We start from the raw sequence: 12,032 nt of genomic DNA, 5'->3' as shown, positions 1-12,032 counted from the left end.
GTATTTTTTATGTCCTTCTTCAAAAAATAGTCGCAGTTGATTATATCATCGTGTACATATAGATGCAATACGAAAGAACCCGGGCGAATGTCCGGGTTCTTTTTTGGGGTTAGATAACATGTTTACGGCGGCGATTCACCTGTACTGCCTAATTATTTCGCCCATAGTAAAGCTTCAAGTTCGTTACATCTACCATATACAAGATGTCAATGCCCTTCGGACTGCGGTCTACCGCCAGGCGTTCAACCGGAATACCCGGTGCAAGCGAGCTCTCGGTCCAGCCTCCGCCGGTATTCACTGCCATGAATGCACGGTCAGTTCCGCTGCTTTTAACATAATAGATTCTGGCTGTTGTACCGGTCCAGGTCACATCAATCGCGGCATTGGTGGGAGCAGCGTTATAGACGGTCTGCAGGCTCCAGCCCCCTGTACCGTAAGTGGCCTGCTTCACAGCAAAGCTGGTGCTGCCCTCCTCCCGGTAACGGTAAGCGATCACCGGCCGGCCCGCAGTATCAAGCGTCATCTTGGCGCTCTGCACGCCCGGACCGCCGGGGTCGCTGCCGCTTTGCACATAGGCTTCACTTGGAGCCATAGGCTGCACAATATCCGCCGTAGTCAGGGAGACTGGCGCTGTAACCGGAGTTCCATCCGCTTTGCTGAATACACCCGTGGACGGGCTGTACTTCAGATAGGACAGCTGATGGCGCAGCGGGCTGGCAGCGAAATACGCCCACTCGAACAAGATATGCAAGTCGCCATTTGCGTCAAAAACGAGGTCATCCGGATAGACAGACCGGTTCAGATGCGCCGCAATGGTCTTGACCTGAGTCCATACGGAGTCATCGTTGTTCCAGCGGAACAGAACGGCCTCTCTTTTGCCCGCCGGGTCTTTGTCAACGCGCACCAGCAAATACAAATCACCATTCGGAGCAGTCGTCACTACCGGATAGGTTACCGTCATGCCTGCGGGGAGCTCGTCCGAGTGGTTCTGCGGAATCCCGCCTACGGTATCTGAACGGTAATAGCGCCAGGCATTGCTGTGCATGGAAGCAAAAACGTGGAACCGCCCGCTCCCGTCTCTCGCCACAGAAGGCTGGTTATGCCCGAGATCGTCCAGATATTCCGCCGGGGTTGTCCCATCCATGAGGGGAAGCTTGCTCCATATCCCGTCGTTATCTCTTCTTGCAATAGCTACCGTATGCTTGCCTGGGATCGACCCCGGTGCATTATACGCCATATAGGCATACTCATAGCCAAGTCCATAAGTGGCAAGAGGAGACCACCATCCTGCCTGATTGCTGGAATCCATCGGAAACGGCACCTCCTCCAGCACAGCCGCCGCACTCCCCGCCCCCGCAGGCACTACAGTCAGCAGCAGCGCCATAACCAGAGTAAGCATCCAATGTTTGCTTTGCTTCATCTATTACGCCTCCTTCATCTTATGGCCTTACATAAGTACTTAACAGGCAATAATGTAAACGCATACAAACTTCTCCGGCCCCGCCTCCCTTTTGAGCAACTTTACTGGTCTTTCGGTGCTGGGTAATCGTGTGATATTGGCTGCTGTACGCTTAGGTGCAAGTATTGCTGGCCCAAGAATAGCACGCTGTTAAGGGGAATGTTACTGTACTATTGCAAGATTGCTGTAACCGGGGGCTTTTAACAAGCCCTGGAGGTATCTCTCACAGCCCAAAAAGCCCGGTTCCCCGGGCTTTTCCAACAATGACTGTACTAACACTCACACATCATTCAACTTTCAATCAGCCGCTCACCCCCAACTGTTACTGTCATCTTCACAGATCTCGACTCGCCTGCCGCGTTGAGCAGCACGGCTTCATATTCATAGGTTCCGGGGGTTTTGCCGGAGATTACTGTGACTGCGGACTGGGCGTCCGGGGTGTGCACCTCTAGGGTCTGGGTATCGACCAATACGCCATTCTCGTACAACTGGTATTCCGCCGCATTCGTCCCCCACCACAGATTCATCGTAACCGCATAGCTGCCATCCCCGTCCCAGTTATCATTGGATAATACCGCCTGACCCGGGGAGGCATCGGTCACCGTTACCGTCAAAGGTGCGCTTGTCACCGCTCCATGCCCATTGCTGAGCTCCAGCGTATAGACGTAAGTCCCGTTAGGTCTGCCTGTAATATCAATCTGTACTGACTGGGCGGATGGTGATTGGTCCGTCAGAGCACCTTCTTCAATCAATTCGCTGTTCTCAAAGAGCTTGAAGCGTGTACCATTATTCCCCCACCACATATTCATCGTAATTGTGTAATCGCCGTCCCGCAGCCCCGTATCATGCCCGTTATTATCCGATAGCTCCGGCAGCCCTGGAGCGCCGTCCGCGAGCGGTATTCCCAGAGTGACCCAGGCCGACAGCGGAAGGTTCAGCTGCTTCACCAGCCCCGCTACCAGTTCCGATACTTTAATCGCACCGTTCATCTGCAGATGGGTGTTGTCCTCGGTTGACCCCGTCCACATGAAAATAGACTTGGTGCCCTCCGGGCCCAGCTCCTGAAAATACTCCCAGCTCGCCTGATTCAGATCAACCAGCGCCGTGCCGGTCTCCTGCGCCGTTTCTTTCATCGCCTGTACGTATGCCGGGAAGCTTTTGTTCAGCACCTCGCCGCTGAAATCCCGCCGGTTCACAGGTGTAACCAGTACTGGAACTGCCCCTCTCTGCACAGCACCGTTAATGTAATCCTTCAGATACATCTTGAACTGCTCCGGGGTAAGATACCGTTCCGGCCGGGACGGCGTGGAGTCATTATGCGACCACTGCATGAACAGATAATCCCCTTCGTGAATGCCAAGCAGAATATCGTTCAGATATCCGCCGGTGAGGAAGGTTTTGCTGCTCAGTCCGCCGACCGCCCGGTTATCAATGACAATCTTCGACGGGTCAAAATAACCTCCCAGCGTCTCGCCCCACCCCGCCTGCGGACGGTAGCTCTCCGCATAATTGGCCACCGTGGAATCGCTGGCCAGATAGAGGGTCGGCTGATCTGCCGCTCCCTGCTCCGGCAGGCGTTCAATCTTCAGCGCGTTGATCTTCGGCGTACTGCCGGAGAAGCTGAAGTCAAATATGCCGTCAATCAGGGCAATATCATAGACCACTTCCTTGAACTCCCCTGCGGGGATGGAGGCCACCGGCAGTTTGTTCATTTGCTCCACCGTAGCCCCGGCCTGCGTCGCTTCTTGCGCATCTCCAATGGTCATCGTCACCCGGTAATTCGCCGGTTTCATCTCCACCAAGAAAGAGGTGCCGTTCACCCGGGTGAAGTCCTCCGTTAACGGATTGCCGGTTGCCCGGTTCTCGTCCTGAACCAGCGCAGTGTCGGCGAAGCCGTACCCGTTCCCTTCCACGTAGGCGCGGTTGGCATCCACCTTCGTATAGCCTTCTGCTGCGCTGCCGGAGCCAAAATCGAAGGCGTACACGCTAATATCCCCCGCGCCTCGCTGGTCAATGAATCGCGCGCAACCGTCAGCATATTCACCGCATGATTGATCTGCGCCTGCGTGGCTTCTGTCCCGATCAGTGCTTCGGCAGCATTCATAGCTCTTTGAAGCACCGCTACGGAAGCCTCCGTGTAGCCTGACAGCTCCATCGCCTTCAGCTCCTGATGCAGCGCAATCAACGCCGCCATATCACCCGCCGCCACCGGAAGCTTCGTACCCTCAATTTTCACGTTGTCGATCTTGGCGGTCCAGTTCAGCGTGCCGCCTCCTCCTTTTCGCGTGCCCAGAAACCGCAAGCCCCTGACGTTATTGTCATAGACCCCCGGACTGAGCGGAATATCCCGGATCGTCTGGGTGACACTCGGGTTAGCGAGACTGGTCAAGGTGAGATCCAGACTTTTCCCGGCAAAATCAATCTTTAGCTTCACGTTCACCCACTGATTCTTGGCAATATCTGTAGCGGTTCCGCCCCCTGGAATGGCAGTGGTTCCGGTACCATAGTCAGGTGTATACGGGCCGGTGAAATAATGAATGTTCGTATTGGGGCTTGCCGTTCCAGTCTTAGTGAACAGAGTGAAAATAATATTCTCACTCGCATCCTGAAGACTCAGATGCCCCTCCGACGGAGCCGCGCCCACATTGCCGGAATGCCAGTTGAAATCGGCATCCACGATGTCGCCGTCCACCGCATCGAACAAGCGGAACACCTTGGCGCGGTTGCCTGAACCTGAACCCGTCACAGACAATACCTTGTTCCCGTTCTCTTCGGTAACCGTGCCCGCCATAGTTCCGGCAATACCTGTTGCATTCACCATTGAATATTGTGCGGCAGCCGGATCGCCCTCAAAATCCTCTTCGTACTGCTGCACCTCCGGCTCTGGCTCCGGCTCGGTAATCCCGGGATCAATCACAAACGGGGATATACTGAGGCCCATGTCCTTCACTGCGCCCGCCACCAGACCGGCAATGACTTGCGCACCGTAAGCGCTGAAATGGGTATTATCGCTCACCCCGTTCGGGTACTTCGGATACTCCCCCGGATTTGCATAGAGGAAAAGCTTCTCCGTAGCGGCCAGGCCGATCCGGTTATACTCCGCAATGCTGAGCTGGCTCAGATCAATCAGCGGGACGTTCAGCTCAGCCGCCGTTTCCTTCGCCGCCTTCACATACTCAGGAAAGCTTACGTTGAATTCCTGAGTGACCGTATTGAAGTCCCTGCGTCCTACCGGCGTTAACAGAACCGGATTGGCCCCGCGCTGCTTGGCTCCGTTCACATAGCGGGTCAAGTACGCTGCATAATCTGCCGGAGAGGCATACCGGTCAGGAATGCCGACACTGGCATCGTTATGGCCGAAGGAGATGAAGAAGTAATCGCCCGGCCTGATCTGCTGCAGAATACCATCCAGACGGCCGTCCACCATGAACGACTTGCTGCTCCGGCCGCCGATGGCATCATTTTGTATGGTTACTCCGCTGCTGAAATATCTGCCGAATTGCTGGCCCCAGCCCTCCTGCGGAGCCTGCATCCCGCTGTAGGACTGCATCGTCGAATCCCCGGCCATATAGATCGTTGTTCCGCTTCCCGCGGTCTTCTGCGGGTACTGCTCAATGATAATCTCCTGCACATCAGCAGCCGTGCCGGAGAAAATAAACTCTAACTGCCCGTCAACCACGGCAATGTCATAGGAATAGAGCAGCGGAGCGCCGGCAGCTATTTGGGTGACGGCCAGCTTTTGCACATATTCGGATTTGACCCCTACGTTCGAGTCTCTGGCGTCACTGCCCAGCTTAAGCGTCACCTTGTAATTGGCATTCGGCAGGTCCACCGCAAACTTGGTGTTCTCAGGCAGGGAAGCGTGGCCCGCGCCCAAGGTGATTCCGCTAATACTCTCGAAACCATATCCCGTCCCCCCGGTGTACGGTGTAGCCTGTACCGAGGTTGTTCCGGCTGGCGGCTGCGTACCGAATCCGAAGTGGTATGCCTGCTCCAGCGGTTGCGGCGCACCGGCCAGTGTCAGATTTGCTTTGGGAAAAGCGGTGGCCTCCGTCCCGAGATAGAAGCCGGTGTGCGGCGGTTGGTTATACGCTACATTCTGCCAGGCGATCCCCAGCCGGTACACCGGGTCTTGCATGAGGGTTGGAATTCTGTAGGTCGTAGGAATCGTAGTAGTATAGAGTCTGTACTCCGTACTGTCTTCACTGCGCAGCAGCAGCTCCTCGCGCCAATCGCCCAGGAGGTCCGCCTGAAGGGCCGGATTGCCTTTGGTATGATTGTTGGTCAGCGTACCATTCGCCCGAAAAATCTCTTTCAACTGCTTATTCTGATAATCCCACTTGTAAATCAGCGGAACACCTTGCGCTGTAGTGTTGTTCCAGTCGTGGTCGAACAGCTCCCGCTGGAGATCCCCATCCCACCAGATGGCGAAATTCGCGCTTCGCGGGACTCCATTCTGTTCATAGATCACTTCCCCGTCTGCCGCATAACCGCGGGATAACGGGTCCATCTGCCCGTTCACAATCGTGGACGCCCAAGACTCATATCCGGGATAGCGCGGATCGATATCCGCCGACATTCCCCGACCGGTATCTTGTCCGGTGAATTGGCCCCAGAGGATCTCACCTGTAGCCGCATCGCGCATCTCCAGCCCGTAGGCAGCATCCTTATGCTCATGCACACTGAAGACCTGATAGCCCTCACGGTTCGGATCGAGCTTCCCGGCGTGCATCGCATCTCCATGACCGAGACCGGTGCTATACAGCAGCGTGCCGTCATCATCAATCGCCAGCGCACCGTACATGATCTCATCTCTGCCGTCCCCGTCGGCATCCAGCACACTAAGGTTGTGATTGCCTTGCGCTTCGTACTGTGCGCCAGCTTCGTTCGTGTCGAAGTTCCAGCGCTTCACCAATGCGCCGTTAATGTAGTCGTAGGCTGTAAGCGTTGTTCTCGTATAATAGCCCCGGGCCATGACCACGCTTGGCTTCACACCGTCCAGGTATGCGATTCCAGCCAGGAAACGGTCGACACGGTTGCCGTATCCGTCTCCCCACGAGCTGACATTGCCTCTTGGCGGATCATAGTCAACGGTGGACACCGCTGCGCCGGTCTGACCGTCGAACAGCGTCAGATATTCCGGCCCGTCCAGGATATATCCGCCGTCATTGCGGTAATCCTTGGTGCCGTCGCCGATGACCGTGCCTTGGCCGTCTTTGGTGCCGTCTGCGGTTTTGACCACGACCTCGGCTTTGCCGTTGCCGTCCAGGTCATACACCATCAGCTGCGTATAGTGCGCCCCGGCCCGGATGTTCACGCCAAGGTCAATGCGCCAGAGCCTGGTGCCGTCCATTTTGACCGCATCGATGTAGACATTCCCGGTATAACCGGCTTGTGAATTATCCTTCGAATTACTGGGGCTCCACAAGAACACAAGCTCATATTCCCCGTCCCCGTCCAGATCGCCAACCGAGGCATCCCCGGCATAATAGGAATACGTCCCTCCGTCTTTAGTCCGGCCATCGGCCGGCTTATCCAGCGGTATCGGCAGATAGGCGTTATGCCACACGGCTGCGCGCTCAGGCTGAATTTCCTCCTTTCCGTCAACAATCGTAGAAATCTGGTATTGCGAGCTGTCTGCACCCGTCGTATCCACATAGTTAGTAGCGTTGACAATAGGAGCCGGGTTGATCTTTATGCCGTTTTTGTAGACATTGTAAGCGATTTCATATGAATCCGTATTCAAGTACCTCCAGCTTAGGAACACGCCGCCATCCGTCAGGACGGCCACTAATCCACGGCCGAGATACTCCGCCTGACGGGCGGGGAGATTCCCGGTTGCTGCTGCATGTACCGGTGCAGGCGGGAGGGCAAGCGGTATGACTAACAGACAGGATAATAAGAATGTGAGCAATGATTTCTGAACAGACCTCTTTTTTCTACCCATGTACGTCACTCCTCCTCTTATTCTAAAATCAATTTAGAAAATCAGGGGACACTTGTGCAGATGCTCTCATCGTTGTCTTCCAGCTTGAGCTTGAGCGCTCCCTCCTCCTTTCCTGGTAACATTCATATGGAGCGTAACAAATAGCAGGGATTCATTCTGCTCAAAAAAAAGCGATTTCAACTTAAAATCGACTTTTATAACGGGTAATCGGTATTCCAATATGTGGTATTATAAGGGATACGTTAGGTTAGGAGTGTGTTTATTAGCAGGCTTACCTGCATTTCGTACAACTAAATCCTCTGATGTAACACATATTATCGGCTTAGTTGCATTTCCTACAATTAAATTTTCTCTTATCCCTGAGTTCTACGCCATTCGGGCAGATTTAGTTGTACAGACTACAGTTAGAAGAGGATTTCCTTCCTTTTCACCGTTTTTAGTTGTACAGACTACAGTTATCCATTCAGCAATCACGCTATCGGTCAAACAAACAGCGCAGCGGATCTCCCCAAACGGGAATCGCTGCGCTGTTTATTTATTTCATGTACAGCTCAACCAGCTTATAGCAGCGGTCCTTCGTCACTGAAGCCAGTGTCGCCGCGTACTCCAGCCCCTCCATCGTTCCGCCTTTATACTTGGCCGCCGCTTCCTCAGCCGCCTTATCGCGTTCCTTGATCCAGCTTAGCTGTTCCTCTTTCAGTGCGGCCATCTCACTCTCGGGGAGCTGCTTCTGGAGCGCCTGGTAGATTTCATTCAGCGCCTTGTCCCAGCGCTCATGCTCCTTGGAGGCAGCCTCCTTCATATCTGTCATGACACCGCTGGCGGACAACGCCTCCAGATCGCTGAGGCCCACTTCAATCTGATCCAGCTTGTCAAAATAAGTCTGCCGCAGGGGTTCCCCCGCCGCCGCACTGGCCTGCTCCGTGGCTTCGGGTGCTGCTGTCTCTGCCGGAGCCTGCTCCGTGGCTTCCGCTTCCGGCTCCGCTGTAGCGTCAGGTGTTGGTTCCAGTGTAGCCTGCGGGCTTGCTGACGCTTCTTGCCCGGTCTCTGCTGTAGCTGCCGCCCCGCCATTCGCCGCCTCGTTATTGCCGCAGCCAGCCATTAACAGACTGGAGATGAGCATGGTAGTCAGAATTGCTTGTCGCATAGTTCCTCACCCTGTCATTGGTTTTATAGTCGAGACTCTCTTGCATACCGGCTGTTCATCAGCCGTCTTGAGAGTTATTACCTGATTTTACCCGGATGTAATCATTTTTTTGAAAGGCTCGCGGGCGCGGGCGGACAGGAAATACTGCTTGACAGTGCTTGGTGATCGGAGTAGTATTTTGAAATACTTCTACATACAACGAAGCATTACGCATTCAGAGAAAGGCGGTTCACCCATGATTGAAGCATTACGCAAGCTCGGCTTATCCGATCTGGAAGCCCGCTGCTATCTGGCGCTGCACGGCCAGCCGCCCTCCTCGGGCTATGAGGTCGCCAAGCAGGTGTCTGTGTCCCGCTCCAATGTATACGCTGCGCTGCGCAGTCTGGTCGACAAGGGAGTCTGCCGGACCGTGGAAGGCGAGCCGGTGACCTTCGCCGCGATTCCGGTCCGGCAGGTCATTAAGCTGCTGCAGGCGGAATTCGAGCGCACGGCCCGTCTGCTGGAGAACGAGCTGACCCACCTGCCTGCTGCACCACCCTTCTTCAGTAACTGGAAGGGAGACGCGCAGGTGGAGCTGGCAGTAAGACGGCTTGCCGCCAATGCCAGCGCGGAGATTCTGGTGGATATCTGGGCAGAGGATCTGCACAAGATAGAGGACACGCTGCTTGCCGCCGAAGAGCGGGGCATTGCCGTCCACCTGATGGTGATCGGTGACACCCCTACCGTGCTGTCGCGCGTCATCGTGCATAGCGTTCCGGCAGGAGGCCCGCCTGCGGCCCGTAACTTCTCGCTCCTGCTGGATAAGGAAATTTCACTGCTGGGCAGCTTCACTCGCCATTCGCAGGCTTCAGCGCTGGAGAGCAATCATCCGGCTGTGCTGGATGTGCTGCAGACGTCTTATTATCACGATGTCGTGATGATGCGGGTGGAGCAGGACTTCGCTGCAGAGCTGGAGGCCCGATACGGCCAAAATTATGACCTGATCCGCCGGGAACACCCGGAGATGCGCGGGCGGAAGCCGGAGACGGCAGCTGAACCCGGTCACATGGAGGATGACACCCATTGAGTACACAGAATACACCGAATATGAATGCTCCCCGCCAGTCCGTGCTGCATAACCGCTCGTTCCTGCGCTTATGGATTGCGCGGATTTTCTCCACCAGTGCCTTTCAGATGCTGTCGGTAGCGATCGGCTGGCAGATGTATGCCTTGACCGGCAGCGCCTACCAGCTAGGACTGGTCGGGCTGGCCCAATTCCTCCCGATGCTGCTGCTGACCTTGCCTGCCGGACAGACGGCAGACCGCTATGACCGCCGCACTATTGTGTTCCTGTGCCAGCTTACAGAGAGCCTCGTCGTGCTGCTGCTCGTCCTTGGCAGCATTGAAGGCTGGCTCAGCGCGCTTCATCTGCTGGCTGCCGCTGCCATTCTAGGCGCTTGCCGCACCTTCGAGAGTCCGGCCTCGGCGGCGCTGGTGCCGGACATTGTGGAGCGGGAGCAGCTCCCGAAGGCGGCAGCCTGGTCCGCGTCGGCCATGCAGACAGCGATGATCGTCGGCCCGTCCCTCGGAGGCGTTCTCGTCGTCTGGGGCACAGCCGCCGCCTATATCGCCTCGCTCACCGCGCTGCTGATCTCCACAACCCTGGTCTTCTTCGTCAAGACCGTCCATTTCGTCAAAAAGCTGGACGCCGTCAGCATGGACACCTTCCTCAGCGGCCTGCGGTTTGTCTTCGCCCGCAAGATTATCCTCGGCACGATCTCTCTGGATCTGTTCGCTGTCCTGCTCGGCGGAGCGACTGCACTGCTGCCGATCTTCGCCGAGGATATTCTGAGGACCGGCTCGCTCGGTCTCGGCCTGCTGCGCTCCGCTCCGGCGGTGGGCGCGATCATCGTCTCGCTGATCCTGACCCGCTACTCGGTAGAACGCGCCATCGGCCGGATGCTGTTCGCCTCACTGGTCGTGTTCGCCCTGGCCACGATGCTGTTCGGCATCTCCCACAGCTTCTGGCTGTCCCTGTTCGCGCTCGTTCTGATCGGCGGCTCGGATGTCGTCAGTGTCGTCATCCGCTCCACGCTGGTACAGGTCAACACGCCGCAGGAGATGCAGGGCCGGGTGAACGCGGTGAATTCGCTGTTCATCGGCACCTCGAACCAGCTTGGCGAATTCGAGTCCGGCACGATGGCCGGGCTGGTCGGAGCCGTTCCGGCCACCGTGATCGGCGGTCTGGGGACGCTGCTCATTACTGTGCTCTGGATGTACCGGTTCTTCCCGGTGCTCCGCACCCAGAAGACGTATACGGCAGAGGAGACTTGAACGATATAAGGGGCTGCCAGCTGGCAGCCCCTTATGCGTTAGAGAATGTATATGGTTTTGGGGCCCCCGCAAAGTATCTGAATAGACTCCGAAGCTTAAGCTTCACTTTGTGGGGATTTTTATTAGTACTCGCCCTTAATCACAAAGAACGAACCCCGGATCGTACCAGCCAGCTTCGACTTCTGCCGCGCGAACTTGAACTTGTCCGCCAGCTCCGCGGGAACCTCCATCCCCTCAGAAAGCTTGAACCCGACTGCCCGCTTCTTGGGATCATCCACCGTGTACATCACGTTAAGCGCAAGACCATCCTCATAGAAAACGTAAGTGAACCGGATATTCTCCACCTGAAACTGCGAGGTTTCCAGCGGCTTGGCGGCAAAATGAATATCCCGCTCCTTGCTCAGTATCGTATTCACATAATCCAGCGCCTCCTGGCTCTCACTGGCAGGTACAACTGTGAATTCGTGCTTATATTTGTTCATGAAATACCGCGCCTCATTCGCACGCAGACCCGCCAGCGCCTCAGCAACGGGCGACGACTCCAGACCTTGCAGAGATACCTCTTTGAAATCAACTGCATATGCCATAGTTAGTTATCCTCCAATACATTCCTTTAATTTCTGACGACAGGAATCCACATTTCACCGTACAGCGCGCCGTCCCGCCGGCCCATCTCCACAGCCGTATTCGGCCCGCCCACGTAGGCGTACCCTTCTGCTTGCGGCAAGGCTTGTCCGAAGGCCAGACCCGTCAAGGTATTGCTCAACTCCTCTGTTGTCTCCCCTTCCCCTGCCACTACGAGGTATTTCCCTTTCGGGAACTGGATCACCCGGGCTTCCTGCGGAATCTGTGCAGATGCACCTGCCATCACCCCGGCATAATGCATCATTTTGCCGTTCACCGCTTCGTTCACCACAAACACATAATCATTCGCCGCAATCCCTTTTAACAAATCGAGCCTGCCATCTTCACTGACTGCCTGCCAAAAATCCATCTTCTCCTTATAGATCCCTGCATAGTCCGTATAATCACTTTTAAGATCAACACCCAGACCGATCACTGTGAAGCTGTCCTTCTCCGTAATATTGTATTGTGCCATTGTCATATCCCGCCTTTATTCCTATTTGTGTTTCTCACCTGCTATGGATATGATAACCTTAAATAGT

The 12,032-nt window shown here is 55.6% G+C and carries 7 protein-coding genes and 2 pseudogenes; 2 read left to right on the top strand and 7 right to left on the bottom strand.

Features of this window, described 5'->3' with window-relative positions:
- Positions 1-148 precede the first annotated feature (148 nt).
- The 5 genes and pseudogenes from MHI24_RS00115 to MHI24_RS00095 all read right to left on the bottom strand — a co-directional run bounded on the left by MHI24_RS00115 (position 149) and on the right by MHI24_RS00095 (position 8,553).
- A complete protein-coding gene (locus tag MHI24_RS00115; protein ID WP_340023521.1) occupies positions 149-1,420 on the bottom strand; it encodes a BNR-4 repeat-containing protein in 1,272 nt (423 codons plus the stop codon).
- A 329-nt stretch (positions 1,421-1,749) separates the two neighbouring features.
- Positions 1,750-3,444 (bottom strand): chitinase N-terminal domain-containing protein, encoded by a 1,695-nt coding sequence (locus MHI24_RS00110; protein ID WP_340023520.1) that lies wholly within the window; start codon positions 3,442-3,444, stop codon positions 1,750-1,752.
- 1,043 nt (positions 3,445-4,487) lie between these two features.
- Positions 4,488-4,973 (bottom strand): annotated as a pseudogene (locus MHI24_RS00105) (rhamnogalacturonan acetylesterase); the annotation flags it as partial.
- 537 nt (positions 4,974-5,510) lie between these two features.
- A pseudogene (locus MHI24_RS00100) lies at positions 5,511-7,406 on the bottom strand (rhamnogalacturonan lyase); the annotation flags it as partial.
- A 535-nt stretch (positions 7,407-7,941) separates the two neighbouring features.
- On the bottom strand, positions 7,942-8,553 hold the full coding sequence (locus tag MHI24_RS00095; RefSeq protein WP_340023519.1) for a lysozyme inhibitor LprI family protein: 612 nt from the start codon (positions 8,551-8,553) through the stop codon (positions 7,942-7,944).
- Positions 8,554-8,788: 235 nt separating this feature from the next.
- Between MHI24_RS00095 and MHI24_RS00090 the strand changes: the two genes are divergently transcribed.
- Together MHI24_RS00090 and MHI24_RS00085 are read left to right on the top strand one after the other, a co-directional pair.
- Positions 8,789-9,619 (top strand): helix-turn-helix domain-containing protein, encoded by an 831-nt coding sequence (locus tag MHI24_RS00090; RefSeq protein WP_340023518.1) that lies wholly within the window; start codon positions 8,789-8,791, stop codon positions 9,617-9,619.
- Complete coding sequence (locus tag MHI24_RS00085) at positions 9,616-10,866, top strand: MFS transporter (protein ID WP_340023517.1); 1,251 nt, start codon at positions 9,616-9,618, stop codon at positions 10,864-10,866. Before MHI24_RS00090 ends, MHI24_RS00085 begins: the two co-directional genes overlap by 4 nt.
- 122 nt (positions 10,867-10,988) lie before the next feature.
- Here the strand turns inward: MHI24_RS00085 and MHI24_RS00080 are convergent, their stop codons facing one another.
- Both MHI24_RS00080 and MHI24_RS00075 read right to left on the bottom strand, forming a co-directional pair.
- The gene (locus tag MHI24_RS00080; protein WP_340023516.1) at positions 10,989-11,453 is read right to left on the bottom strand and encodes a phage tail protein; all 465 of its coding nucleotides are present in this window, start codon (positions 11,451-11,453) and stop codon (positions 10,989-10,991) included.
- A 26-nt stretch (positions 11,454-11,479) separates the two neighbouring features.
- Positions 11,480-11,965, bottom strand: coding sequence for a GyrI-like domain-containing protein (locus MHI24_RS00075; protein WP_340023515.1), 486 nt, complete (start codon positions 11,963-11,965; stop codon positions 11,480-11,482).
- Between the last annotated feature and the right edge of the window lie 67 nt (positions 11,966-12,032).

This window comes from Paenibacillus sp. FSL K6-1096, from assembly GCF_037977055.1.
GTDB lineage: Bacteria > Bacillota > Bacilli > Paenibacillales > Paenibacillaceae > Paenibacillus_AQ.
Note: the sequence above shows the minus strand (reverse complement) of the source record. Positions and strands in the feature narration are given on the sequence as shown.